This window comes from Nocardia sp. XZ_19_369 (assembly GCF_015355715.1).
In the GTDB taxonomy this organism is placed as follows: Bacteria; Actinomycetota; Actinomycetes; order Mycobacteriales; family Mycobacteriaceae; genus Nocardia.
Genome location: NZ_JACVED010000002.1, coordinates 764505 through 790243, shown reverse-complemented (window position 1 = coordinate 790243; position 25739 = coordinate 764505). Strand labels below are relative to the sequence as shown.

Annotated in this window: 25 protein-coding genes; 9 read left to right on the top strand and 16 right to left on the bottom strand. The window is 66.5% G+C overall.

From position 1 onward, the window contains the following. Nucleotides 1–58: 58 nt before the first annotated feature. From IBX18_RS09595 to IBX18_RS09585, 3 genes are all read right to left on the bottom strand, one after another. On the bottom strand, nt 59–448 hold the full coding sequence (locus IBX18_RS09595; RefSeq protein WP_194833355.1) for a DUF779 domain-containing protein: 390 nt from the start codon (nt 446–448) through the stop codon (nt 59–61). Further along, nucleotides 448–1965 (bottom strand): aldehyde dehydrogenase family protein, encoded by a 1518-nt coding sequence (locus IBX18_RS09590; protein WP_194833354.1) that lies wholly within the window; start codon nt 1963–1965, stop codon nt 448–450. Before IBX18_RS09590 ends, IBX18_RS09595 begins: the two co-directional genes overlap by 1 nt. A gap of 99 nt (nt 1966–2064) precedes the next feature. Then, the gene (locus IBX18_RS09585; RefSeq protein WP_194833353.1) at nt 2065–3297 is read right to left on the bottom strand and encodes a transcriptional regulator; all 1233 of its coding nucleotides are present in this window, start codon (nt 3295–3297) and stop codon (nt 2065–2067) included. A gap of 196 nt (nt 3298–3493) precedes the next feature. Between IBX18_RS09585 and IBX18_RS09580 the strand changes: the two genes are divergently transcribed. Next, on the top strand, nt 3494–3916 hold the full coding sequence (locus tag IBX18_RS09580; protein ID WP_194833352.1) for an MmcQ/YjbR family DNA-binding protein: 423 nt from the start codon (nt 3494–3496) through the stop codon (nt 3914–3916). A gap of 208 nt (nt 3917–4124) precedes the next feature. Here IBX18_RS09580 and IBX18_RS09575 read toward each other — a convergent pair whose 3' ends face one another. The 4 genes from IBX18_RS09575 to IBX18_RS09560 form a co-directional block, all read right to left on the bottom strand. Beyond that, nucleotides 4125–4448 carry a hypothetical protein gene (locus tag IBX18_RS09575; RefSeq protein WP_194833351.1) on the bottom strand — a complete coding sequence of 108 codons (324 nt, stop codon included), beginning with the start codon at nt 4446–4448 and terminating at the stop codon, nt 4125–4127. A 182-nt stretch (nt 4449–4630) separates the two neighbouring features. Next, nucleotides 4631–4819, bottom strand: a complete 189-nt coding sequence (locus tag IBX18_RS09570; RefSeq protein ID WP_194833350.1) for a hypothetical protein — start codon at nt 4817–4819, stop codon at nt 4631–4633. Nucleotides 4820–4926: 107 nt separating this feature from the next. Continuing rightward, complete coding sequence (locus tag IBX18_RS09565; protein ID WP_194833349.1) at nt 4927–6069, bottom strand: alkaline phosphatase family protein; 1143 nt, start codon at nt 6067–6069, stop codon at nt 4927–4929. Between the two features lie 112 nt (nt 6070–6181). Next, a complete protein-coding gene (locus IBX18_RS09560) occupies nt 6182–6490 on the bottom strand; it encodes a nuclear transport factor 2 family protein (RefSeq protein ID WP_194833348.1) in 309 nt (102 codons plus the stop codon). Between the two features lie 144 nt (nt 6491–6634). Between IBX18_RS09560 and IBX18_RS09555 the strand changes: the two genes are divergently transcribed. Next, entirely contained in the window at nt 6635–7519 is an 885-nt protein-coding gene (locus tag IBX18_RS09555) for an LLM class F420-dependent oxidoreductase (RefSeq protein WP_194833347.1), read from the top strand. A 36-nt stretch (nt 7520–7555) separates the two neighbouring features. Further along, on the top strand, nt 7556–7753 hold the full coding sequence (locus tag IBX18_RS09550) for a hypothetical protein (protein WP_194833346.1): 198 nt from the start codon (nt 7556–7558) through the stop codon (nt 7751–7753). Between the two features lie 144 nt (nt 7754–7897). On the opposite strand, the gene IBX18_RS09545 is transcribed toward IBX18_RS09550, so the two are convergent. From IBX18_RS09545 to IBX18_RS09530, 4 genes are all read right to left on the bottom strand, one after another. Further along, complete coding sequence (locus IBX18_RS09545) at nt 7898–8113, bottom strand: hypothetical protein (RefSeq protein ID WP_194833345.1); 216 nt, start codon at nt 8111–8113, stop codon at nt 7898–7900. A 732-nt stretch (nt 8114–8845) separates the two neighbouring features. Beyond that, nucleotides 8846–9253, bottom strand: coding sequence for a hypothetical protein (locus tag IBX18_RS09540; RefSeq protein ID WP_194833344.1), 408 nt, complete (start codon nt 9251–9253; stop codon nt 8846–8848). Then, nucleotides 9250–9537: a ribbon-helix-helix domain-containing protein gene (locus tag IBX18_RS09535; RefSeq protein WP_194833343.1), complete on the bottom strand. Its 288-nt coding sequence runs from the start codon at nt 9535–9537 to the stop codon at nt 9250–9252. Before IBX18_RS09535 ends, IBX18_RS09540 begins: the two co-directional genes overlap by 4 nt. 125 nt (nt 9538–9662) lie before the next feature. Next, complete coding sequence (locus IBX18_RS09530) at nt 9663–10244, bottom strand: bifunctional 2-polyprenyl-6-hydroxyphenol methylase/3-demethylubiquinol 3-O-methyltransferase UbiG (protein ID WP_194833342.1); 582 nt, start codon at nt 10242–10244, stop codon at nt 9663–9665. Between the two features lie 92 nt (nt 10245–10336). Here IBX18_RS09530 and IBX18_RS09525 point away from each other — a divergent pair, with 92 nt between their 5' ends. Then, nucleotides 10337–12619 carry an excinuclease ABC subunit UvrA gene (locus IBX18_RS09525; protein ID WP_194833341.1) on the top strand — a complete coding sequence of 761 codons (2283 nt, stop codon included), beginning with the start codon at nt 10337–10339 and terminating at the stop codon, nt 12617–12619. A 779-nt stretch (nt 12620–13398) separates the two neighbouring features. Here the strand turns inward: IBX18_RS09525 and IBX18_RS09520 are convergent. Both IBX18_RS09520 and IBX18_RS09515 read right to left on the bottom strand, forming a co-directional pair. Continuing rightward, complete coding sequence (locus IBX18_RS09520; RefSeq protein ID WP_194833340.1) at nt 13399–15174, bottom strand: GMC family oxidoreductase N-terminal domain-containing protein; 1776 nt, start codon at nt 15172–15174, stop codon at nt 13399–13401. Then, entirely contained in the window at nt 15167–16048 is an 882-nt protein-coding gene (locus IBX18_RS09515) for a hypothetical protein (protein ID WP_194833339.1), read from the bottom strand. Before IBX18_RS09515 ends, IBX18_RS09520 begins: the two co-directional genes overlap by 8 nt. 1157 nt (nt 16049–17205) lie before the next feature. On the opposite strand from IBX18_RS09515, the gene IBX18_RS09510 reads away from it, so the two are divergent. From IBX18_RS09510 to IBX18_RS09500, 3 genes are read left to right on the top strand one after another with little or no spacing between them, the layout of a single operon-like run. Beyond that, entirely contained in the window at nt 17206–17850 is a 645-nt protein-coding gene (locus tag IBX18_RS09510) for a TetR/AcrR family transcriptional regulator (RefSeq protein ID WP_228540623.1), read from the top strand. Nucleotides 17851–17897: 47 nt separating this feature from the next. Continuing rightward, nucleotides 17898–18749, top strand: coding sequence for a 3-hydroxyacyl-CoA dehydrogenase (locus tag IBX18_RS09505; protein WP_194833338.1), 852 nt, complete (start codon nt 17898–17900; stop codon nt 18747–18749). 48 nt (nt 18750–18797) lie between these two features. Then, nucleotides 18798–20567: an oleate hydratase gene (locus IBX18_RS09500; protein ID WP_194833337.1), complete on the top strand. Its 1770-nt coding sequence runs from the start codon at nt 18798–18800 to the stop codon at nt 20565–20567. A 386-nt stretch (nt 20568–20953) separates the two neighbouring features. On the opposite strand, the gene IBX18_RS09495 is transcribed toward IBX18_RS09500, so the two are convergent. Continuing rightward, nucleotides 20954–21904 (bottom strand): helix-turn-helix transcriptional regulator, encoded by a 951-nt coding sequence (locus IBX18_RS09495; RefSeq protein WP_228540622.1) that lies wholly within the window; start codon nt 21902–21904, stop codon nt 20954–20956. Here IBX18_RS09495 and IBX18_RS09490 point away from each other — a divergent pair. After that, the gene (locus tag IBX18_RS09490; protein ID WP_194833336.1) at nt 21903–22610 is read left to right on the top strand and encodes an SDR family oxidoreductase; all 708 of its coding nucleotides are present in this window, start codon (nt 21903–21905) and stop codon (nt 22608–22610) included. The genes IBX18_RS09495 and IBX18_RS09490 overlap by 2 nt on opposite strands. 554 nt (nt 22611–23164) lie before the next feature. On the opposite strand, the gene fabG is transcribed toward IBX18_RS09490, so the two are convergent. Both fabG and IBX18_RS09480 read right to left on the bottom strand, forming a co-directional pair. Next, nucleotides 23165–23917 carry a 3-oxoacyl-ACP reductase FabG gene (gene fabG, locus IBX18_RS09485; protein ID WP_194833335.1) on the bottom strand — a complete coding sequence of 251 codons (753 nt, stop codon included), beginning with the start codon at nt 23915–23917 and terminating at the stop codon, nt 23165–23167. 116 nt (nt 23918–24033) lie between these two features. Continuing rightward, entirely contained in the window at nt 24034–24657 is a 624-nt protein-coding gene (locus tag IBX18_RS09480; RefSeq protein ID WP_194833334.1) for an HAD family hydrolase, read from the bottom strand. 471 nt (nt 24658–25128) lie between these two features. Between IBX18_RS09480 and IBX18_RS09475 the strand changes: the two genes are divergently transcribed. Continuing rightward, nucleotides 25129–25497 carry a hypothetical protein gene (locus tag IBX18_RS09475; protein WP_194833333.1) on the top strand — a complete coding sequence of 123 codons (369 nt, stop codon included), beginning with the start codon at nt 25129–25131 and terminating at the stop codon, nt 25495–25497. Nucleotides 25498–25739: the final 242 nt, after the last annotated feature.

The window sequence follows — 25739 nt, the reverse complement described above, 5'->3', positions numbered from 1 at the left end:
GCCCGCCCCGCGCGATCGTCCGGTTCGACAGTGCGGGCTCGGAGCATCCCGGTGGTCTCTAGGTCAGCCGATCGGCCCCGGTGCGGGGCGGCGGCAACAGCGCCGCTTCCTGATCGGTGAGCAGCCGGGACCGGATGACGAAGCGCACCCCGTCCGGGGCCTCCAGCGACAGGCCGCTGCCGCGCCCGTCCACCACGTCCACGGTCAGGTGGGTGTGTTTCCACACCTCGTATTGGTCGGCGCTCATCCAGAATTCGGTGTGCCAGGGCAGGTGGCCGAGCAGCACGTCGGCGGCGCAGATCCGGAACTCGCGCACCGGGAAACACATCGGCGCGGTGTCGTCGTCGGATTGATGGAACAGCACGGCTCCGTGGTGTTGGATCAACTGCCGCAGCACCGTCCGGGCCCGTTCGGTGATGGCGATCCGATGGGTTCGATATTGCTGCATCAGAAGAACCCCAGTTTCGTCGGCGAGTAGCTGACCAGTAGGTTCTTGGTCTGCTGATAGTGATCCAGCATCATCTTGTGGTTCTCGCGGCCGATGCCGGATTTCTTGTAGCCACCGAACGCGGCGTGCGCCGGGTGGGCGTGGTAGCAGTTGGTCCAGACCCGGCCCGCTTTGATGGCGCGGCCCATCCGATAGGCGGTGCTGCCGTCGCGGGTCCACACACCGGCGCTCAGGCCGTAGAGGGTGTCGTTGGCGATGCGCACCGCTTCCTCGACGGTGTCGAACCGCGTCACCGCGACCACCGGCCCGAAGATCTCCTCCCGGAACACCCGCATGGTGTTGTCACCCTCGAAGATGGTGGGCTGGATGTAGCAGCCGCCGGGCAGGCCGTCGACCTTGCGTGTTTCCCCTCCGGTGAGTAAGCGAGCGCCTTCCTGCCTGCCGATGTCGATGTAGGACAGGATCTTTTCGCATTGTTCGGCGGTGGTCTGGGCACCGATCATGGTGGTGTCATCGAGCGGGTCGCCGCCGACGATGGCCTCGGTGCGGGCCACACAGCGGGCCAGGAACTCGTCGTAGATCGAGGAGTGGATCAGCGCGCGCGACGGGCAGGCATACACCTCGCCCTGGTTGAACGCGAACATCACGAAACCCTCGATCGCCTTGTCCAGCAACGCGTCGTCGGCGGCCATGATGTCGGGCAGGAAGATATTGGGGCTCTTGCCGCCCAGTTCGAGGCTGACCGGGACGATGTTCTCGCTGGCGTACTGCATGATCAGCCGCCCGGTGGTGGTCTCGCCGGTGAAGGCCAGCTGCGCCACCCGCGGGCTGCACGCCAACGGCTTGCCTGCCTCGAACCCGAAACCGTTGACCACGTTGAGCACTCCCGGCGGCAGCAGATCCGCGATGAGCTCCATGACGAGCAGGATCGAGGCCGGGGTCTGCTCGGCGGGCTTGAGCACCACGCAGTTACCCGCGGCCAAGGCGGGTGCGATCTTCCACGCGGCCATCAGGATCGGGAAGTTCCACGGGATGATCTGGCCGATCACGCCGAGCGGCTCGTAGAAGTGGTAAGCGATGGTGTCGCTGTCGATTTCGGCGACCCGGCCCTCCTGGGCGCGGATCGCGCCGGCGAAGTAGCGGAAGTGGTCGACGGCCAACGGTAGGTCGGCGGCGAGGGATTCGCGGACCGGTTTGCCGTTGTCCCAGGTTTCGGCGACGGCGAGGGGTTCGAGGCTGCGCTCGATCCGGTCGGCGATCTTGTTGAGAATGACGGCCCGCTGGGCGGGCGAGGTGGCGCCCCACCGGCCGGCGGCGGCATGCGCGGCCTCGAGGGCCAGGTCGATGTCTGCCGCGCTGGAACGGGCCACCGCGCAGAATGTTTCGCCGTCCACCGGCGAGGCGTTGTCGAAGTAGCGGCCCTCGATGGGCGGGGCCCAGTCGCCGTCGATGAAGTTGTCATAGCGGGTGGCGAAGCTGACGATGCCGGAGTCGGACCCCGGTCTGGCATAGATCATGACACTCGCTCCTCACAGAATCACTCTGAGAGGGCCACTATGACCGGTGAAGGTTGGTACGAGGTTGGTGTGCGCAGGTCAACCTCGCGCACGAGGGGTTCAGCTGTGCAGCGCGGTGTGCAACCGGGCAGCGACCACGGCGCGGCGCACGTCATCGAGGGGCAGCAGCCGCAGGGCGTGCTCGTGCACCTCGATATCGCCGGGCGCGCGTTCACCGAAGGCCACCGCGTGTTCGGCGCGATCGCTGGCCAGCACCGCATTGCGCACGCCCACCTCGAGATACGCGCGCCACTGCACCACGCCGGGGGTGTCCGAGCCGGGCAGCAGCGGGCCGCGGTACAGCCACACCGCCGAGGTGGTGTCCCCGGCGGCGACGGCGGCCAGCAAGTCCACCGCATCGCAGGCGACCGGTCCGGTCAACAGGTAGCGGCGGTTGGTGATTTCGCCGCCGGTGGCGCGGCGCAGGTGCGAGACATCGGCTTTGAGGGTGCTGGTGGACACGGCACGGTCGCCGTAGACGGCGGCGTGCAGTTGCTCGGGGGTGAAGCCGTCGGGTTCGAGGGCGAGCAGGGCCAGGATCTCGAGCTGGCGCGGCGGCAGCGGGACGGGCCTGCCGTCGCGGATCAGCCGTGCGGTGCCCAGACATTCGAGGCGCACGCCCGGGGTCGGTGCGGGTTCGGCTACGCGCAGCATGGTTTCCACGGCGGTGACCAGCGCCCGCACCGAGGTCATCACGGCGGGATGTGAGCGGTCCCAGGAGCTGGACAGGTCGAGCACGCCGACCTGGCTGCCGTCGGGGGCGTGGATGGGTGCGGAGTAGCAGACCCAGCCGTGCAGGGCGGCGACGAGATGTTCGGCGGAGAACACCGAGCAGGCGCGGTCGTCGTGCAGTGCGAGGGAGAGTCCGTTGGTGCCCATATGGGATTCGTCCCAGCAACCGCCGGGGGCGAAGTTCACATTCTCGGCCTGCCTGCGCAGGGTGCGGTCGCCGCAGGACCACATGATGGTGCCGTCGGCGTCGGTGACCACGGCCAGATAGCCCGCGTCCTCGGTAATGCCGCGCAGGTCAGTCGACAGTTCGGTGATCGGGTTGCGCAGCGGCGAGCGCGCCCAGGTGTCGCTGATATCGTCGAGGCCGGGCGCGACGGTGACCGACGGGTCGACGCTGTGCAGCGAGCGTTGCCAGGAGCGGGCGACGTCGGTGCGTAGCAAGGTCGTTCGGGGCGGGGGCGTGGCGATACTCGGAGCCGTAGCCCAGCGCTCCCATTCCTTCTCCAGTTCGGCCCGCTGCTGGGTCAGGGTGCGGAACTGTGCCACCTTGGGAAACCCCATCGTCGTGTGAGCTCACATTCGCTCTCTCATTCTGGCGTACGCACGACCGGAACGGGAGGGATTGACGGCAAACCGAACGGTCCCCATTCGTTGGGGCCGTGTCGCCTCGGCGTGGCGGGTGTGTTTGCCGCATTCGCCGCGAACTGTATGCGCTGGCATGCGTGGCGATGACAGGGTGCGTCGTTATGCTGCTGGGATGGCTACCGTTTCGCGGCGGGCCCGGGTCGCCGACGTGCACGAACTCGCGTCGGCCATGCCGTATGTGACACGGGTCGACGGGCCCAAGGGCAACGCGGTGTATCAGGTCGGCGGGAAGTCTTTCGTGTTCTTTCGCACGCCACGTCCGGATGCGTTCGATGCCGAGACCGGGGAACGGTACAGCGATGTGATCGTGTTCTGGGTGCCGTCGGAGTCGGATAAGCAGGCGCTGGTGCAGGATTCGCGGTCGCCGTTCTTCACTACCGGGCATTTCGACGGTCATCCGTCGGTGCTGGTGCGCGGCAGTCGAATCGGTGAGCTGACCTATCGGGAGTTGTCCGAGGTCGTTCAGGATGCGTGGTTGTCGCGGGCATCGCGCAAGCGTGCGAACGACTGGCTGGCCGCGCACCCGGCCCCCTGAGCGGGATCCACACTAGTGCTGGAGATCCGCACTGATTCTCGGGATCCGCACTGGCTCTGCGGATTCGCACTGACTCTCGGGATTCGCACCGTTTAGGGGCGTCCGATCTGGGTGCGGATCCCGAGAGCCAGTGCGGATGTCGCGTTGCCTGGGCGGCAGGGGTAGGCGCCACGCAGTCGATGCGGTGTTGCATCGACTGCCGGATGGGTCACTTGTTGATGAAAATGCCTGCGACGTCGGCGTTCTTGATGGGGGTTTCGGCGTTGCGCTGGCCGCCGCACAGCAGGTCGACCGAGACCATGGTCGCGTCGACCACGGTGCCCGCGGGTTCGCGCTCGTCATTGGTCTGCTGCTTGACGAATTTGGTGATCGTCATGCGCTTTTCGTCCTGGTTCTGCTTGACGTACTCGTTGCACGGAGTGTCGCCGCCGCGGTTGAGGGCGCGCTGGACGTCGGTGCAGCCGGCGAGCATCAGCGCGATCGCCGCGATCGCGAGGCCGGTCCGTCCGGTCCGTGACAGCGTGGCGTTCATGTGCTCCTCCTGGATGCTTCGTCGCGCGGCCGTCCGCGTGATCGCGTCCAGCCTAGAGCCACCGACCTTCCGCGTGTCGCGGCCTCGGTTCGGCGGGTCGCGTGGTGGGGGCAGGGTTCGCGGGGTGCCGCCGGATTCTCGTGTTCTGGTGTCAGGGGGAAGTACGGAGCGACATGACGCGATCAGGCCAGCAGCGCGGTGCCACCACCAGTCCTGGTGGTCCCGCGGACGGCCAGCAACGGGATGTTGCCACGCCAGCCCTCATGAGCTTTCGGCCAGGAGCAGAAGCTCAGCTGGTTCCCTGCCCGGGCTACGCCGAGCGCGATGCCGTCGGCAGTCCTACCAGCCCCTTGCGGTCTCTCGTTCGGCAAGGGCAGCAGCGCAGTGCTGTCACCGCGTGGATTGCGAACCGAGCGTGGGCGATGCGGATGGGTGGCGCGCCGGTGGCGCCTGGGGTTGATCCCCGACCATCTTCCGTTCAGGAGCGGAACGTGAGAAGAGGGACGTCGAGTTCGGCGGGAGTGAGCGAACCGTGGTGGCCGAGCATGATCGATTGGATCGGCTCGGCGCCGCTGCGGATGATGCCGCCGGTGCCGCGGGCGGCGACCACGAGGTCACCGATGCGGTCGGCGATATGCGGGGCGACGACGGGGCCGAACCAGCCGCGGTCGATGGCTTCGGCGCGCGACAGTATGGCGAAGTCGGCGCCGAGGATGTCGTGCCAGGCGGCGGCGACGTCAGGGGTGGCGCCGGGTTCGGTGTAGACGTGGCGTGCACGGGGTTCCCCGCCCAATTGCTGTACGCCGGTGCGTAGTTCGGTGTGGTTGTCGAAGTCGATGCGTTCGTCGAGTTCGACCATGCCGTGGTCGGCGGTGACGAGCAGCGCGGCCCCGGTTGGCAATCGTTCGGCGATCTCGGCGGCGAGGCGGTCGACGTGGGCGAGTTCGAGCAGCCAGGCTTCCGAGGACGGTCCGCGTACGTGCCCGGTGGTGTCGAGATCGGCGTGGTAGGCGTACACCAGGGAGCGGCTACCCGCGCGGATCGCGGTACCGATGCCGTCGATCAGGTCGCCGATCGAGAAGTTGGGGCGGAACTCGCAGCCGCGCAGCGATGCCCGGGTCAGTCCGGAACCGTTCTGGTAGTTCGGGGCGACCTGGGTGACGGTGATCCCGTGAGCCGCGGCGCGTTCGAATACTGTTGCGGTGGGCTGGAATTGCTCGGGCACCAGCTCGCGGAGCAGGTCGACTCGTTGACCGTCGCCGTGCAGCTGCCAGCGCAGTGCGTTGACGAGGCGGTCCTGGCCGGGCGCCCGCAGCAGGTAGCCGACGATGCCGTGTTCGCCGGGTGGCACGCCGACGCCCAGTGAGCTGAGACTGGTGGCGGTGGTGCTCGGGAAGCCTGCGGTCAGCGTGGTCGAGGCCAGGCTCGACAGGAACGGTGCCGCAGCGGAGTTGGCCGCCAGTGCGTGCGCGCCGAGCCCGTCGATGAGCAGCACGCACACCCGGTCTGCGGTAATGCCCAGCCCGAGCCGATCGGTCTCGCCGGGCACCCCGAATCCGGCCAGCAGCGAAGGGAACACATCAGCCAGGGAGCCCGTTCCGTAACGGGGCGCGTCGAACACGAGGCTCAGGATGTCAAGATCGGTACCGCGCAGGCAAGGCCGCACCGAGGACCCTTACGGGCGCCCCTAGGCAGTGCGGATCCCGAGAAAGAGTGCGGATCTCGGCGCACGGTCACGCTTGGCCGGTTTCGAAGCGGGCTACTTTGCCGTCGCGAACGGTGAAGCGCCAGCTGGTGCGCATGGAACCCCAGCGGGAGTTGGTGTAGTCGGCGACGAGTTCGGTGCCGCCGTCGCCGATGGACTCGACCTGCATGTGGCCGTTGGCGCCGAAGACTTCCGAGTCGGTCCACTGCCGGACATTGCGTTCCACGCCGTCGTCGGACATGGTCGCGTCGTCGGTGAGCGCGGCGAAGAGCCGGTCCTGGTCGTTGGCGTTGAGTGCGTCCACGAATTCCTGCACCACGGGATCTAACTCAGTCATCTGGTTACCCCTCTCGGATCAGGTGGCGGAGCATCGGCGGGAGAGCAGCAAATCTCTGGCGTCCACTGTAGGGCAGATCGGGGACCGCCGCCGGGATGGCCGGGTGTGCTGTGCCCCGCGCCGCCTGCTGGTAGACAGGACGGTGTGACCGCACAGCGTGCATTCCGGTTCGGTGTCAACATGGTGGCGCCGGACTCCCGGGGTTACTGGATCGAAAAGTGCCGCAGGGCCGAGGAACTGGGTTACGACGTGATCGGGGTAGCCGATCATCTGGGGTGCCCCGCGCCGTTCCCGTCGATGATCCTGGCCGCCGAGGCGACCGAGCGGGTGCGGCTGAACACCTTCGTGCTCAACGCCCCGTTCTACAACCCGGTGCTGCTGGCCCGCGACATCGCCGGTGCCGACCAGCTGACCGACGGGCGGGTGGAGATCGGCCTGGGCGCGGGCTATGTGCAGGCCGAATTCGAAGCTGCGGGTATCCCTTTCGAGAGCGGCGGCAAGCGCGTCGACCACTTGGCGCGCACGGTCACCACGCTGCGCACCCTGTTCTCCGACCCCGAATATCAGCCACGTCCCGCTCAGCCGTCCGGCCCGCCGCTGCTGCTCGCGGGCTGGGGTAACCGGCTCCTGCGCCTGGCCGCCGAGCATGCCGACATCATCGCGTTCCCGGGCGCGTCGGCGACGGAGAACGGCGGGCCGCTGCACCTGGCCGGGATCGGCGAGATGGGCGAGAAGGTCGAGTATGTGCGTGGCCTGCTCGGCAAGCGCGCCGACAGCGTGGAGTTCAATATCCTGATCCAGCGGGTGGTACCACCGGAGGAACGTGCCGCGGTACTGGAGTTGTTCGGTCCCGCGCTGCCCGATGATGTGGCCGACCACCCCGAAGACCTGCCGACGCTGTTGATCGGCACACCCGAGGAGATCGCCGAGCGGGTCCGCGCACACCGTGATCGCTACGGCTTCAGCTATATCACCGTGCTCGAGCACAGCATGGAGCAGTTCGCGCCGGTGATCGAGCTGCTGCGCTGAGCCGCCCGGCCCCACTACCAGCACGCCCGCTCGGCGTTGGCGTCGATCCTGGCAGGGATACAACCGGCGAGCCCGGCCTCGACGGCATCGGCGATTCTGCAAGTCGTCGATGCCGACGAGCCTCCGTTTCGGATCATTCTGGGCACGGATTACCCGGTCATCTCGGAGGAGTACCTGACCCGGCTCGTCGAGTGGCAGAAATGGCAGCCGGTGTCGGTCGGCGCGGTCGAATAGGTAACTGCGAGTGGACCATCAATGTCGAAGACAGTCCCGCCCGCGTCGACGAACATGCTAGGTGGACGTGCCGGATCTGGGCATGCCCCTCCGGGCTGCTCACCGGCGCGGGCCGGTGTCGGCCGAACCCTCGGTACCGGCGGGCTATGGGCAGACTGCGGCCTGGATGGAATTGGCCAGCGGCAGCAGGGGACTGGCGGTGCCTCCGGTGGCCTCGATCAGCAAGACCAGGGGATAGCTGACGATCGCGCATTGCGGCGAGGGCGGCGGCGGGGTGGCTCCGGCCGCTCCGGCACCGGTGATCACGGCTCCGGTGATCAGCGCGCTGGCGATGGTGGTTGTGGTGAACAGTGTGCGCATAGCGATTCCCAATCTCTTCGGATGAACTTCTCTCTGCATCAGAAAACTCGCAACTTCAGCCCGGTCCCGACATCCCTTTTGGGAGCGACACCGGTGCCGAACCGGCATTGCGTCAGCCCGGCGTGTGGCTGCCCTCGCAGTCCGACGGACACGACCGGTCCGCTGGGCGGCCACTCGTCCGACCGTTGCTGATTCAGCGGTGATTACGCAAGGACGCACCGATCCGTACTCGAGGCACCAGCGGAAACCGCCGAGAGAATGGCACCTTTCAGATGTGGCCGAGTGGCCTAGGTCATACTTCGTGGACTGTGAATGCTGGAGTGGCCCGACGCAATTCCGCACACTTTTTGATGTGGCGCATACCGAATCGCATGCGATTCCGTCTGCGGGAAATCAAAAAGTGTGCGTGTGGGCCGGACGGTTAGGCGCAGTGCGCGTGGCGGGTTGGGCGCGGGCGGTAGCGGCTAGGTGATCACCGCCGAGCTTGGCCGGGCGTGGGCTGGATGTGCACCATCAGGATGCGCGCCCATCATCACCGGGACGACCGCGATGACGCATGCAGCGCCCACAACCCGGCCTGCTGCGAGAAGGCGGTCCGCGCCACGCCGCCGCCATGCGCGCCCCATCATCACCAGGGCGAGCACGATGGCGCATGCAGCGCCCACCACACCAGCCTGCTGCTGCAACGCGGTCCGCGCCATGCCACACCCCGGTCGCAGTGGTTAGGCCGGGTCAGGGCAGCGGGTCGATGATGACGCGGGAGTCGAGTTGGCGCAGCTTTTTCGGGCGGGCGGTGAGGCAGGGCCAGTCGCGGGCGATGGCCTCGTGGGTGGCGTGGCCTGCGGGCAGCAGGGCTTCGGCGTTGGAGCTGCCTTCGAGCGCGGCACCGAGGTGTTCGGCGGCGGCGCGATCGAAGACCGGGACGATGGTGTGTGGCAGTTCGAGCAGCGCCGCGAGGATGTCGAGCCGGTCGGCGGGGATGTGGGCGCGGGCCACCCCGAGGACGGTGGCGGGCACGACGATGGTGTTGCCCGCGTTCACGGTCGCCCACACAACGGCTTGGGCGTAGTTGGCTTGGTTGGCGAACCCGATGACGGCGGCGGTGTCGAAGACGACACCGCCCAGGGCCGCGGAGATCACGCGGCGCCGGCGTGCGGACTGCCAGCCTCCTCCTCGGATAACGGCGGTAGACCCTGCACGGCGCGGGCACGATTGATCAGATCCAGGGGCGGGCGGCCACCGAGGACTTGTTCGAGCTTGGCCAGCGACTGCGCCCGGCTGATCCGACCCTGGACCGCCTCGGACACGAACGCCGACACCGATTCGATCCGGCCACTCGCGCGCCAGCTCTCGAGCGTCGCGACGAGTTCTTCGGGCAGCGTGACGGTGACCTTCCGCGTTTTCGGCTCCCGAGACGATGGCATACCACGACTGTATCGCGGCGGAGTATCGATAACGAGGGGTCGCGCGCTGTCGCAGGCGGTTTCTTGCGCCAGACGAGGTGGCCGCGCTCGATCTCGCGCTGGGTGGGCCGATGCTGTCGGGTGGGCTAGGCGGGTTTGCGCCAGAGCAGGGTGTAGCGCAGCAGCGGGCGGCGGCGGATCCGGGCGCCGGGCAGGATTTCGGTGGCGGCGGCGCGGATCTCGCGATAGGTGTCCTCTGGGTCGCGCATCGCGGCGTCGGGGTCGGCGCGTTTCGGGCGATGCAGGGCGTCGAAGGCCACGATGGCCGGGAGCAGCGCCAGGTACGGGAAGTCGGTGCGCAGGGCGAACTTCCAGAGGCCGACGACTGCGAGGGTGCCGCCGGGAGTGACGAGTCGGCGCAGGGCGGTGAGTCCGTCTTTCAGCGGGACGTGGTGCAGGCTCGCGACGGCGGTGACGAAGTCGAAAGTTCCTGGGAGATCGAGGAAGTCGGCCTTGTCGACAGTGAGGTTCGGGGTGGGCGGCACCGTGGCGAGGATGGCGGGATCGACATCGACGCCGTGCACGGTGAGACCGCGGCGGGCGATCTTGGTGGCGAGAAGGCCGTCGCCGCAACCGATGTCGAGCGCGGTGCGGGCGTCGGCGGGGAGCTGCGCGAGCAGCCAGCGGTGGTAGTGGGTGTTGTGGTTCCAGTAGGGATCGTCACGCACGCCACGAGGGTAGGGGGCGGAGCAAAAATTTAGTGTGATCTGCGTCACAATTCACCGCACAAAATGTCGGTACCTGGTGGCAAGGTGTCGGTATGCCTTTTGCCGAATCCGCTGTTTCCGCCGATGTCATCAGGGTCGTGGGAGCCAGCGAGCACAATCTGCGCGACGTGTCGCTGGAAATCCCCAAGAACAAGATCACCGTGTTCACCGGAGTGTCCGGGTCCGGCAAGTCCTCGATCGTGTTCGACACGATCGCGGTGGAGTCGCAGCGCCAGCTCTACGCCACCTTCCCGGCGTTCATCCTGAACTTCTTGCCCCGCTATGAACGCCCGCACGCCGAGGCGATGGAGAACCTGACCGCGCCGGTGATCATCGATCAGCAGCCGGTCGGCGGCGGCCCGCGCTCGACAGTCGGCACGATGACCGACATCTTCTCGATGGTGCGGGCCATGTTCGCCCGATTCGGTTCGCCCTCAGCGGGTTTCGTCTACAACTACTCGTTCAACGTGCCCCAGGGCATGTGCCCGGACTGCGACGGCCTCGGCATCACGGTGCGCGCGGATCCGGATCGGCTGCTGGATCGAACCAAGTCGCTCAACGAGGGTGCGATCTTGTTGCCCGGCTACGGGGTCGGCGGCGGGGAATGGCAGCTCTACGGCAATTCGGGCCGCTTCGATCCGGACAAGAAGCTCGCCGAGTACACCGCCGAGGAGTTCGAGGATCTGCTGCACGGCTCCGGCGGCAAGGTGGAACTGACCTTCGCCAAAGGCACCTGGAAAGCGAACTACGAGGGCATCGCCACCAAGTTCACCCGCACCAGGCTGCAACGCGACACCTCCACGTTGAGTGAGAAGACCCGCGAGCAGATGCGCCAGTTCCTCACCGAGGGGATCTGCCCGACCTGTCACGGTGCCCGGCTCAACGCGGCGGCGCTGGCCACGAAGATCAACGGCCGCAATATCGCCGACTGGGCCGGCTTGCAGATCACCGACTTGATGGTGCTGCTCGACGAGATCACCGTCCCGGCCGCGGTCGGGTTGGCCGCCGCCATCCGGACCTCGCTGCAGCGGGTCGCCGACATCGGGCTGGGTTATCTGAGCCTGGACCGCCCGACCTCGACGCTGTCCGGCGGTGAGGGGCAGCGGCTGAAGATGATCAAGCATCTGTCGAGCACGTTGATCGGGATGACCTACATTTTCGACGAACCGAGCGTCGGGCTGCATCCGCGTGACGTCGGCCGGTTGAACGACTTGCTGAAGGCGTTGCGGGACAAGGGCAACACGGTGCTGGTGGTCGAGCACGACCCCGACGTCATCCAGATCGCCGACCACATCGTCGATGTCGGGCCGCGCGCGGGTCTGCACGGCGGGCAGGTGGTGTTCGAGGGCAGCTTCGCCGAACTGCGGGCCGCCGACACTCCGACCGGCGCCGGACTGCGCAGACCGTTCAGCGTGAAGGACGCCTTCCGGGTTGCCACCGGTGAGTTGCTGATCGAGCACGCCGACCTGCACAACCTCAAGGATGTGACCGTCGGAATCCCCACCGGCATCCTGACTTCGATCACCGGGGTGGCCGGGTCCGGTAAGAGCAGCCTGATCCGGGATGTGTTCGTGGTCGAACATCCCGAGGCGATCTTCGTCGACCAGTCGGCCATCGCCGCGTCCTCGCGGTCGACGCCCGCGACCTACCTGGGGTTGATGGATCCGATTCGCAAACTGTTCGCCAAGGCGACCGGGGAATCGCCGGGGCTGTTCAGCTTCAACTCCGCCGGAGCGTGCAAGCAGTGCGAGGGTCGCGGGGCGATCATCACGGAGATCGCCTACATGGATCCGGTGACCACCCATTGCGATGCCTGCGACGGCCGCCGCTTCTCCGACGACGTGCTCGCACTCACCTTGCGCGGCAAGTCGATCGCCGACGTGCTGGAACTGACCGCGGAAGAGGCGCTGGTGTTCTTCCAGGAGAAGGCACTGAATGCCAAATTGCGCACCATGAACGAGGTCGGGCTGGACTATCTGAGCCTCGGCCAGGCCATGAGCACCCTGTCCGGTGGTGAACGTCAGCGGATCAAACTCGCCACCCAGTTGCAGAACACCGGCTCGATCTATGTGCTCGACGAACCCACCACCGGCCTGCACATGTCCGACGTGGACACCCTGCTCGCGCTGCTCGACGGTCTGGTGGAACGCGGGAACACAGTGGTCGTGATCGAACACAACCTTGATGTGGTGGCGCATTCGGACTGGGTGATCGACCTGGGTCCTGATGGCGGCAAGGCAGGTGGTGAAGTGGTGTTCACCGGCACCCCTGCCGAGCTACTGAACCACCCGACCTCGCTGACGGGGCAGTACCTGCGGAAGTACAAGGAGGCGTAGGTCTCTTCCTAACTCCCGGAACGCAACCACAGCCAGATGACCACGCTGGAACTTGCACCACGCGTGACTGACTGCGGAGGTAGGCCGGGTACGGCAGGCGTCGTGCCCGGCACTACTCACGGAAAAACCTGGGGAGGTCTTCAGCTCACTGGGCTGGTCACCTCGGGAGTCTTTGGATGTACGTCCTGGATAGGCGCGCGTTTGCGAGGATTCTCGGTGCGCTTGTCCAGGATTGTGTGCTGACAAGACTCCTCGGGTGTGCTGTTACACGGTTGGTGACGGTTCGTGGGATGCCCGGATAGTGCTGGGCGCGTTGGGTGGGGTTCCCGGCTTTCTCTTCCGCGGCTTGGGATGGGCAGGGTGTGGGTTCCGGGGTGAGGACTGGCTGTGGTGCTGTTTTCGAGATTCTTGGGTGAGTGGGACGGCTGAAGGTTGTGGCATGGGCGGGGTGTGGACGCGGTCCGGCAGTAAATGCACACCCTTTTCCCAAGGTGCACACCCTCCATAGCGGGTGTACGGGCTAGGAAAAGGGTGTGCGCGTGATCAACGGGACATAGGGGCGGCAAAGTGCGAGAAGTGCCCGCCGCTGTGTCCCGTTGATCATGAAGCGGCACTGCTGGCGGGACATGGTGGCGGTTCGCGTTGTATGCGGGTTGTGGTTGTATCCGATGTCGATCGTGCTGGTCCTGCTACTCCTGCCGTTCGTCGACGGGGTACGGGTTTTCGATGGCTGCGATGGTGCGGGCCGGGCTCGGGTTGGGTCCGTGGGATGTGTTCGGTTACAAACCCAGTTGTGCCAGGCGGGTGGTGATGCGGGGGTCGGTGGTGATGATGGGTGCTTCCTTGTCTACCCAGGGATCGCCACCGAAGTAGAGCTGGAACAGTTTTTCCGCAGTGCGGGTGGCCAGGGCCTGGGTGGACAGGGTGGGGTTGGGACCGCCGAGGGAGTTGGGGAGGGCGGAGTTGTCGGCGATGAAGAGGCGTTCGACCCAGCGGGCTTCGGCGTTGGCGTCGAGGACCGAGTTCGCGGCGGAGGTGCCCATGCGCATCGAGGAGTGCACGTGCAGAAGCAGTGGCGCCCAGTCCATGCGGTAGACCTGTTTGGCGCCGGCGGCGCGCATGATCTCGGCGGCGCGCCATGCCATGAACTCGCGGTTGGCGAGGGTTTGTGGTTTGCGTTGCCGGCGGGAGACGTCGACTTTGGCGGGTGCGCCGTTCTCGTCGGCGGGGAACAGTGACGGGGTGATCCGGTTGCCGGGTTCGACGTGGTCGTCGGTGATGACCAGGAAGTTCAGCAGGTGGTCGATGCCGCCGGCGAGAAGGTCGAGGAGTTCATTGCCGACCAGGCGGCCCGCGCGTCCGTCCCAGGGGCCGGTCGGGCCGCGTCCGTTGTCGTAGACGCCGCGAACTCCGCTGTCGGACAGGCACATCGAGAAGGCTTGGATGGCGGGGGTCAGGCCGACGTTCTCGATGCCGCCGTGGCCGGGGAAGTCGATGCGGGCGGCAGAGTTGGCGCCTGTGGAGTTGCCGGTGTATTCGTCGAAGGCGCCGACGACCCAGTCGAGGAAGTGGTCGGTGTGGCCGCGGCCTACCCAGTCGTTGGGGTTCGGCAGGCCGCTGTTGAACCACAGCCGTGGGCTTTCGGTCGCGCCGCCGGCCAGTACCACCGCGGTGGCGTCTTCGGTGAACTGTTCGCCGGTCGTGTTGTTGCGCCAGGTCACCCCAGTCGCCACTACTTCGCTGCCGCGGTGTTGGGAGTTGATCGCGGTGGCGAAGGAATCCGCGATCAACTCGACCGGTTTGCCCCCGGGGCGTACCGAGTCCGCAGCCAGACCGAGCGGTATGTAGCTGTTGTCGGTGGAGCGTTTGGCGACGAGGTTGCGGGGCGCGTGGATTGGTTCGTAGCAGCCTTGGAAGCAGTGGCCGCAGAATGTGCAGCCGGTCGCGGCGGGGTAGGTGAGCAGATCGGCGCGGTCGGCGCGTCCGGCGTTGCCGCCTGGTTGGAGGATCGCGTTCTGCTGGGGCCGGAATGCGATGCCGGTGGTGTTGCGTGAGGTCTGTACGGAGAGTCCGGCGTTTTCGCAGCCGCGGAAGGTGAGCGCTTCCTTGGTGCCCATCGCCGCGGTCTGCACCGGCAGGGTCGCCTCAACCCACTCCAGGTAGGGCACGAATTCGGCGTAGCTGAACGGGAATTCGTGTTCGCGATCGTAGGCTGCGGCGTCTGGACCTGAATACCCTTGGAAGACACCGGGATACGGGCGTGGGCAATTGCCGAAATAGTGGACGGTGGTGCCACCGACCCCGGACAGTTGCCAGGCGTAGAGGTTCGACGCCCACTCCCGGAACCACCCCGGTTTCCGGCGATCCTGCGGGCCGAAGCGCAGGAAACCGTCGTTGGGGTTGTTGGCGTCGTTCTCCGCGTGCGACCACTGCAAGCGGGGTGCGGCGTGGCGCGGGCCGCCTTCCAGCAGCAGCACATCGAGCCCCCGCCCGGCCAGCTCGGCAGCGATCACCGGGCCGCCGCCGCCCGCGCCGATCACGATGACATCACGCATCCGCCGGTACCTCCCTGCGCCCTTGGTAGTAACCGATCAGTTCGGGATGTCCCTCGACCAACCCGTCCGGGCGATACCCCGTGATCTCCCACGACGGTGGCCGCGCGGACACGGTGCGCGTGACCGGGTCGAACATCTCCATTTCGGAGTAGACGCTGAAGGCGGCGGCTTCGAGGATGAGTCCGCCTGCGAAGCGCAGGAATCCGGTGCCCGTGCCGCGCAACGGTCCGGGCAAGGCGCGGTCGACGATCGAGACCAGGGCAGGGATCGGGCGTTCGAGCAGCTCGAGGACACGGCATTTGTCGTGCAGGCTCAGCCGGGCGAACGGGGACCCGAGCGGGCCGACCAGGGTGGCGGGTGCGACGAGCAACGCACCGAAGTTCAGCGCCAGCGTGAGCAGAACCGACAGCGGCAGCACGCGATCGGAGTAGCGGTAGCCCAGCGCCTGATCGATGCGCCAGCCGTGCTCGGGAGTGACACCCAGCAGTTGGGGTGCCGGTATGCCGAGCTCGTCCAACGCCTGGGCGAAACCCAGGGCCAGCGGTCTGGTCAGCTGATCGCCTGCGGCCAAATAGTTGTCGAACAGCCCGCGCAGGAACTCACCACCCCCGACCTCGATCGGACCCGGCCCGGGCCGCGGGGTGCCCTGCACGCGGGACCATTCGTCCGGTCCGGGGAACACCATCACGCAAACCCCGCGCAAGGTATCGAGCACCACGGAGTCGACGGCGGCGAACGGGTTCGCACGCGCCACCGTGGGTGTGATGATGCCCGGCGCCAGTACTCCCGCGCCCGCGCAGGCCATGAACCAGGCCATCCGCGTGAGGAATTCCCGGCGATCGACACCCGCGAGAGCACGATCCTCGTTCGACATCGCGACCCCCTGTGCTCGGAGTCCGGAATGGCCTTGTTTCACGGTATCGGCGTCGCGGCGGCCGGCTGGGCGGACTGCGCGATAATCGTCGCATTGCACAACCCCGGTCGGCCCCCAATTGTGAACGGCCCCAAGGGATCTAGTATACGCGCTGCGTATTCAGGTGGTGAGCTGCACCCGACTGGCGAAACCTTGCGCGGCACGGCAATTCACGCATGCCGCACCGACGCAGCAGTAGCCCTCCGAATGGGCGGCATATGTCTACGCCGTTTCACCGACAGGATCGCCGTGGTGACGGTGCGGCACGGGGCATCGGTGCGGTCATCGCGCTGCAGGCCGGGCGGCTGATGCGGGGCGTCCTGCTGTGCGCCACGAGGGCGGCCGGTGAGCGTGCCCGCGTCCCGATCCCACACCAGCCGCGGCCGCAGCTCGGCGAACTCGTCCGACGGCTACGCCGATGCGCGGTAGTCAGCCCGAGGGAGCCGGATGTGTCTACTACCGGGCATTGGCCCCGGCGTCGCCGTAGAGCTACGACGCGCGACCACAGATGCCGACCACGCCTAATTCCACACCGGCCTCGCCGGTGAACTGCTGCCGTGTGCCGCAGCGCGCGATTCCGGGCAGGACGGCCCTGGTCTCAGGGATCGTCGACGTCGGCGAAAACCTCTCCGCCGCACAGATGCGCAGTTCTCGGCCGCGGGTGCCACCATCACCGTCGGATCGGCGGCCTCGTCCAGAGCTGGCCGCTTCTACAAAGCGGGCCTGCACCGACTGGGCGCGGCGCGGCTTCCGGAGACCGCACGGCGACGCGCTAGACCCGCACGGCGACGCACCGTCGAATGGGCGGTGCGTTCGGTCGCCGACCGCACCGCAGTGACGATGCGCCGGGGAATCGACTCACCGCACGACATTCGGAGGGCACCACCCGTGGCTGGCCCTCAGCGGGCACTCCGAGACCGCCCATCGCGAACCCTGACGGCACGCCCCGCCACCGCGGAGGGAAAACCGCACTCGGGCAAGGTGCGCAATTTCCTTACGCGGGCTAAGCGGTGATCGGTGGGTGAGTGGGTACCTCGGCAGGAGTCCAGGGGTTGACCGTTGGATAACTCGGAGTACGCTCAGAAATGAGTTCACTCATTATTGGAGGTGTTGTGGTGATGACCACGCCGGAAGCGGCGCACACCGGCCGCCGGGTGCGCAACATGCGGGACAAGCAGTCGCGCATTTTCGAGGCCGCGGCCGCGTTGTTCGCCGAGCGTGGTTTCGACAGTGTCACCACTCAGCAGATCTCCGATCGCGCGGACGTGGCGGCGGGCACGTTGTTCCGGTACGCGTCGTCCAAGGGCGAGCTGCTGCTGATGGTCTACAACGAGGAGTTCCGTACAGCACTCGAGCTGGGCGAACAGGCGTCGCGCACGGAAGGCGATGCGGCGCGGGCGGTGCAGGCCATGGTGCGCCCGATTCTGGAAGCCGCAAATCTCCGCGTCGAGAACACAGTGGCGTATCAGCGTGAGTTGCTGTTCGGCGCACCCACCGAGCAGTACCGCGCGGAAGGTCTCGGCTTGGTCGCCCGGCTGGAGGCGATGATCGCCGAACGGCTCACCGCAGGTGTGACAGCCCGCGAGGCCGACGCGAAAGAACTGTTCGCCCGCGCATTGCTAGCGGGACGCAGCGTATTCGCTGTGCTGCACCTCATCCTGGCCCGGCCGTCGACCGGCGCGCATCCCGGCCGCGACGCGACCGGTGACCTGCATGACCAGATAGCCCAGATCGTGGCGGGTTTCTTCGCCTCGGTCGAGTGAGTGGACGTCGAGGGGCGAACCTCGCCTCCGGCAGGAAGGAGAACACTATGAGCATCCGTAAGGTGACCGTTCTCGGTACCGGGGTCCTCGGTTCGCAGATCGCATTCCAGACCGCGTTCAGCGGATTCGAGGTCACGGCCTACGACATCAACGACGACGCGTTGAAAGCGGCGAACGAGCGTTTCGCCAAACTGGTGTCGATCTACCGCGACGAGGTCGACGGCGCCGGTGACGGCAAAGCCGAAAAGGCCGCGGATTCCATTGTTTTGACCACCGATCTGGCCGAGGCCGTCAAGGACGCCGACCTGATCATCGAGGCGGTGCCCGAGGTGGTGAAGATCAAGCAGGAGACCTACCAGAAGCTCAGCGAATTGGCCCCGCACCGGACCATTTTCGCCACCAACTCCTCGACCTTGCTGCCCAGCGATCTCAAGGATTCCACCGGGCGTCCCGATCGGTTCCTCGCACTGCATTTCGCCAACGACGTGTGGCGCTACAACACCGCCGAGGTGATGGGCACCAAGGACACCGATCCGGAGGTGTTCCGCGCGGTGGCCGAGTTCGCCGAGGCGATCGGCATGGTGCCGATCGAGTTGCACAAGGAGAAGGCCGGTTACGTGGTCAACTCGCTGCTGGTGCCGCTGTTGAATTCCGCGATGACGCTGAGCGCGGGCGGCTACGCCGAGCCCGAAGCGGTCGACAAGACCTGGCGGATCGCCACCGGTGCACCGTTCGGCCCGTTCCAGATGATCGACGTCATCGGCCTCAACACCCCGTACAACATCTTGGTCAACAGCGACGACGACGGTAAGAAGCTCGCGGCGTGGCTCAAGGAGAACTACATCGACAAGGGCAAGCTCGGCAAGTCCAGCGGTGAGGGTTTCTACAAGTACTCGTAAACGCTTGCGCGGCAAGTAATTCCGAACCAATTTCAGGAGAGGGGTCACATGTACTACAGCAGCGGCAACTACGAGGCCTTTGCCCGACCGCGCAAGCCCGAGGGTGTGCAGGACAAGACGGCGTGGTTCGTCGGAGCGGGGCTGGCCTCGCTGTCGGGTGCGGCATTCCTCATCCGCGACGGTCAGATGTCGGGTGACAAGATCACCGTGTTCGAGCGGTTGAAGCTGCCCGGTGGCGCGCTCGACGGCATCAAGGAGCCGAAGAAGGGTTTCGTGATCCGCGGCGGCCGCGAGATGGAGAACCATTTCGAATGCCTGTGGGATCTGTTCCGGTCGGTGCCCTCGATGGAGATCGACGGGGCCAGTGTCCTGGACGAGTTCTATTGGCTGAACAAGGACGACCCCAACTCCTCGTTGCAGCGCGCCACCGAGAAACGCGGTCAGGACGCACACACCGACGGCTTGTTCACGCTGAGCAACAAGGCGCAGAAGGACATGATCAAGGTGTTCCTCGCCGCGCCGGAGGAGATGGAGAACAAACGCATCGACGAGGTCTTCGGCGAGGACTTCTTGCAGAGCAACTTCTGGCTGTACTGGCGCACCATGTTCGCCTTCGAAGAGTGGCACAGCGCGCTGGAGATGAAGTTGTATCTGCATCGCTTCATCCACCACATCGGCGGTCTGCCCGATTTCTCGGCGTTGAAGTTCACCAAATACAACCAGTACGAGTCGCTGGTTTTGCCGCTGTATCGGTGGCTGCTCGATCAGGGCGTGACGTTCCGGTTCGATACCGAGATCACCGACATCGACTTCCATCTGACCCGGGAACGCAAGCAGGCCACCAAGATTCACTGGGTCTCGGAGGGCACCGAGGGCAGCGTCGAGCTGGGCGAGAACGATCTGGTGTTCACCACGATCGGTTCGCTCACCGAGAACTCCAATGACGGCGATCATCACACGCCGGCGAAACTGCTCGACGGTCCGGCACCGGCGTGGGATCTGTGGCGGCGGATCGCGGCCAAGGACCCCTCGTTCGGGCACCCCGATGTGTTCGGCGGGCATATTCCGGAGACCAAGTGGGAGTCGGCGACGGTCACCACGCTCGATGAGCGTATCCCCGGGTATATCCAGAAGATCTGTAAGCGTGATCCGTTCAGCGGGAAGGTCGTCACCGGCGGCATCGTCACCGTGAAGGACTCGAGCTGGTTGATGAGCTGGACGGTGAACCGGCAGCCGCATTTCAAGCAGCAGCCCAAGGATCAGATCGTGGTTTGGGTCTACTCGCTGTTCGTGGATGTGCCCGGCGATTACGTCAAGAAGCCGATGAGCGAATGCACCGGTGAGGAAATCACCCAGGAATGGCTCTACCACATGGGTGTGCCGGAAGCCGAAATCGGTGAGCTGGCCGCGAATTCGGCGAAATGTGTGCCGGTGATGATGCCGTATGTGACGGCGTTCTTCATGCCGCGCCAAGCCGGTGACCGTCCGGACGTGGTGCCGAAGGGGTCGGTGAACTTCGCGTTCATCGGTCAGTTCGCCGAGTCGACCCGCGATTGCATTTTCACCACCGAATACTCGGTGCGCACCGCGATGGAGGCGTCGTATCAGCTGCTCGGGATCGAGCGCGGCGTGCCGGAGGTCTACAACTCGACCTATGACGTGCGCAAGCTGCTGGCCGCGACGAGCCGACTACGTGACGGGGACGAGCTGCATATCCCCGGGCCGGACGTGTTGCGGAAGAAGTTGATGAAGAAGCTGGAGTCGACCGAGATCGGGGTCATGCTCGAGGAGTATGGGTTGGTCGCGGACAAGAAGTAGTTCGCTCCGGTACGGGAGGCTCGGTCCAGTGGGCCGGGCCTCCCTGACTCCCTTCCGGCCGAAGAATGTATTCGCAAGATGGCGCGTGATGCGCTGCCTGCCATTGGTTTATGTCGGCCCGAGGTGATGCGAACCGTAATCGGTGCCCGAAAGGGGCGACCTGATGGGAACCGGGGTGACATCGCCGGCTCGTCGACGTCGCGGAGCCGTCCACGGCCGCACACTGCGGCGCCCGATACCGCCGCATCAACCGCCCACGCCTGCGACGCCGGCAGCGAACTCGGAGAAGGTCGAACGGTGGGCGCGAATCACCGCGTTCGGCGCCGCTCTCGCCGCTCTCGCCGCTGAAGTCGCGATCGCCACGGGATGTGGCGTGCGCGGGGTGCTCAGGTGTGGTCGGTGAATTGTTGGGTGCCGGTGATGCGGAGCAGGTCCAGGGCGGAGGCGGCGGGGGTGTCTGGAGCAGCGGAGTAGACGACGACGGTTTGGTCGGCGTCGGGGACGAGCAGGGTGTCGCATTCCAGAACCAGGGTGCCGAGTTCGGGGTGGTCGATGGTTTTGGTGGCGCTGCGCCATTGGACCGAGGGGCGTTCGTGCCAGAGTTGTTCGAATTCGCTGCTGTGGGTGCGCAGTTCGGTGATCAGTCGGTCGAGGTCGGGGTCGTCGGGGTAGCGGGCCTTGGCGCTGCGCAGGGTGCCGACACCGTAGGCGCCGACCGAGTGCAGTTCCTCGGGGGTGAAGCGGACGCGGCCGGGTTCGGTGCCGAGGAAGCATTCCCGGATGATGTTGCGGCGGGCGGGCGGCACGGCGGAGAAGTCGCCGAGCAGCGCGGCGGCCATCGGATTCCAGGCCAGCACATCGCCTTTGGCCGACATGACCAGTGTCGGCAGGTCCACCATCCGGTCGAGTAGTCGCAGGACGCTCGGCCGTACGACCTGGGCGATCCGGCCGGCCTGCGGTGGTGCGGATCCGGCGAGGCGGAACAGCAGGTCGCGGTCGTTGTCGTCGAGTCGCAGTGCCCGGGACAGGGCGGTGAGCACGGCGGTCGAGGGGTGTGGTCCGCGGCCTTGTTCGAGGCGGACCACGTAGTCGACGCTGACGCCGGCGAGTTGGGCGACCTCTTCGCGGCGTAGTCCGGGTACCTGACGGCGCGTGCCCGCGGGCAGGCCTACGTCGCGCGGTTTTATCCGGGTGCGGGCCTGTCGCAGCAGCGCGGCGAGTTCGGAGCGGTCCATCGCTCGATCATCCCGCAGCGGGCACGGCGCGGGGTGGTACCGCTGGTCCCAGGACAATTCGGCCCTGGTGGGCCGGGGTGCGGGCGCCGAGGCTGAGTGCATGAACGCAATGACAACGGCTCTGGTGACCGGAGCGAACAAGGGGCTGGGTCGCGAGACCGTCCGCCGGCTCGGCGAATTGGGGTGGCAGGTGTTTCTGGGTGCGCGCGATGCCGAGCGCGGTAAGCGGGCGGGGGTCGAGCTCGCCGAAGCGGGGTTGAATGTCGAATTCGTGCCGCTCGATGTCACCTCGACGGAGTCGATCGCGGCGGTGGGTGCGCGGGCGTCGGCGTTGGATGTGCTGATCAACAACGCGGGCATTTCGGGTGCGTTCCATGCTCCGGAAGACACGCGGGCCACGGATTTCCGTGCGGTCTTCGAGACCAACGTATTCGCACCCGTCGAGGTAACCCACGCGTTCCTGCCGTTGCTGCGTGCGGCGACGCAGCCGCGGATCGTGATGGTGTCGAGCGGGATGGGTTCGCTGACCATCACCTCCGATCCGGCCAGGCTCGAATCGGCCCTGCTGAATTTGCCGTACACCTCGTCCAAGTCGGCGCTGAACATGATCACCTCGCAGTACGCGCGAGCACTACCGGGCATGCGGGTCAACGCCGCCGATCCCGGTTACACCGCAACCGATTTCAACGGTCATGCCGGGTATCAGACGCTCACCGAAGGTACTGACGCCATCGTCACGCTGGCCCAACTGGGGCCCGATGGACCTACTGGCGGTTACTTCGACCGGGAAGGTCCGATCCCGTGGTGAACTCACCAGGTTTGGGCCGCAGCATTTCTGGCGCCGATTCATCCGGAGGATCCGCGGCCCGCCAACTGCTCTCGAAGTTGGCTCGGCCGAGCTGAACAGCTCAGCACTACCCCCGCCACGGCCAGATAGCTTCGACCAGCTCCGCGGCGATTGCACGAGCCACACATGTCGGCATCGCGCGGACTTATCAGGCGGGTCCCCTCCGACGGCCATTCGGCCCGCAACACTGCTGGTGCTGATTCATCAGATCCACGGCCGACCAGCTCCACCGAGCAGCGATGCCGAGGTTACTGCGACCGACGGAGACCCGGGCTTGACCTCCAGCGGGCGGGCAGTTGTGTCGGGCCGGTCCTGGATGCGCGGTTTTCGGCAGAAGTCTTACGGTGCGGCTAAAGGCAAACCGCAGGAATGGTTACGGGAGCGGTTCGTCACCCCGCCTGCCGTCGGCGAGCGGGGAACAACCCGCCCTCAGGTCCCGGTAGACCCGCGCGGTGCTGCCGAACGGGACATGAGGGCGCCATTGTGCGAGTAGCGCCGCCCGGATGTCCCGTTGGTCAGCGCGCTCCGCCGTTGACGTAGAGGGTTTGGCCGCTGACGTAGGAGGCTTCGTCGCTGGCGAGGAAGGCGATGACGGCGGCGACTTCCTCGGGCTGGCCGACGCGGCCGAGGGGGGTGCGTTCGGCGACGGATTGCTGGTGGTCTTCGGGGGTCATGCCGACGCGGTCGGCGGTGGCGGCGGTCATCGCGGTGGCGATGTAGCCGGGGGCGACGGCGTTGACGTTGATGTTGTAGGGGCCGAGTTCGAGGGCGAGGGTGGCGGTGAGGCCTTGGATGCCTGCTTTGGCGGCGGCGTAGTTGGCTTGGCCTCGGTTGCCGAGGGCTGAACGGCTCGACAGCGACACGATCTTGCCGTAGCGCTGGGCGACCATGTACTTCTGCGCGACCTGGGTGCAGTGGTAGACGCCGGTCAGGTTGACCGAGAGTACGGCGTTCCAGTCGTCCTCGGCGAGGCGGAAGAACAGGTCGTCGCGGGTGATGCCCGCGTTGTTCACCAGGATGTGCGGGTCGCCGAGGTCGGTGGCGATCCGGTCGAACACCGACTGCACGGAGTCGCGGTCGGTGACGTCGCAGATGTAGCCGCGTGCGGTGCCGCCCGCGCGGGCGATCTGTTCGAGGGTGTCGTCGGGGGTGTTGCGGTCGAGTACCGCGACGGCGGCGCCCTCGATGGCGAGTCGCAGCGCGGTGGCCGCGCCGATGCCCTGTGCCGCGCCCGTCACCACGGCGATCCTGTCGGTGAAACGGTCCATTGGTTCGTTGCTCCTCTCGGAATGCGCGCCGGGGGTGGGCGACTGGTGTGCAGGCTAGCGAGCGGGAAACTGACGGTGCAAGTGTCCGGAATTCCTTGTGCGCCACGCCGCTTCGGCTAGCCCGCGTCGGCGATCGGACCGAGTTCCTCGGCGAGCCACTGCGGGAATTCGGTGAGGTCGGTGAGGATCACGTCCGCGCCCGCGGCACGCAGTTCCGCGGCGTCACAAGGGCCGGTGGTGACGCCGACAGCAAGAACCCCTGCCGCCTGCGCGCCGCGCATGTCGCCGATGTGGTCGCCGACGAAAATGCCTGCGCGCTCCTGCTTCAGCACCGAGGCTTTGCCCGCGGACCACAGGTCGCCGGCGAGATGGTCGATCCGCCAGCCGAGTTCGTCGATGTGCAACCGGGCCAGCGGTTCATGCTTGCCGGTGACGACGAGCACGCGCCCGCCGCGGTCCTCGATCGCGGCCAATGCCGCGTCGGCGCCCGGCATCGCGGGGATGCTGGACACGATTCTGGGATACAGCTCCCGGTAGCGGGTGACCAGCGCGGGAACCAGCTCCTCCGGCGCGCCCACTTCGACGAGCAGCGTGGCCAGCGGGGGTCCGAGCCGGTCTGCGAAATCGGTGCCGCGGATCGGGAGGTCGAACTCCGCCGCGAGGGTGTCGATCGCTCGGCTGACGCCCGGTCGCGAGTCGATCAGCGTCATATCCAGGTCGAAGCCCACCGTCCACGTCACTACCCGACCCTATCGGCCGGGGTGATTCGTGCGGCGGGGACCTGGCCTCGCCTGGGCGCCGCGGTCGGAATCGCACCGCGCTTTCGACGTCGGTTGGCGCACCTGGCATCGCCGCGGTTGGCCGGCACCAGCGCGATCAGGAAGGCCGCGATGCTGACCACCAGCACGCCGCCGCTGGGCCGGTACCTCGGTCGGCGGCGTCCCGATGAAGCCTCACCGCCGACCTGCCCCCGCAGAGCCGCACCTCGCGGCCCGGCCTTCGGCGTGGCGGGATAGCGGATCGGCCGAAACGGCACTGTCCAGCCAGGGAAAGCGAGGAACGTTGGTGCCCGCTCCGCGTTGTCCCGTCCCTGCCACAGATCGGACTTCACAATGCGTTACCGCCACTCCGTAATCGCTGTCCTCGCCGTGAGTTCCGCTATCGCATGGCTTCCCGGGACCGCTGCTGCTGCACCACTGGGCGCGACCGTCATGGACCTGGCGGAGAAGGCCCGCATGGGCCTGCAGTCCGTCACGGTCAAGGGTCAGCTGCGCCGCGCCGATCAGCCGTCGTCGTCGAAAGAGTCCACTGTGCGACTCGTCAACAAGCGGGTCTCGCAAGACGATGCACGAACAGCGTTCCCCGCGGCCGACGGCACCTTCATGGTCACCTTGCAAGTCGATCGATTGACAACGATGAGCCCGGAAATCCACGTCTACACCGCCTGCGTCACCACCACGCCATGCCAGCGACGGATCAGGTTCCCCGTGCCCGACAAATACATCAACAGCCAGACGCCCTATGACTTGGGCACCGTCCACCTCGAGGCGAAGCAACCCGACGAGGAACCCGTCTGCTGATAGGGCTTCGGGTGGGGGAGCACACCTCCGGTCGGCCCGAGTGTTCAGCGCTGCTCAGCACTCGGGCTAACCACCTTGCATCGTCTGGCGGACACCTGAGCCCTGTCCTGTCACACAAGGGTTCGCGGTCAGCCTGATTCACGTGGAACCCCTGGTGCAGACGATGAATTATCAAGCGCGCCAAGGCTGTTCGGGTCGGCGCAATGCAGTGCGTGCATGTCTGCATCGCGCGCAACATGAGC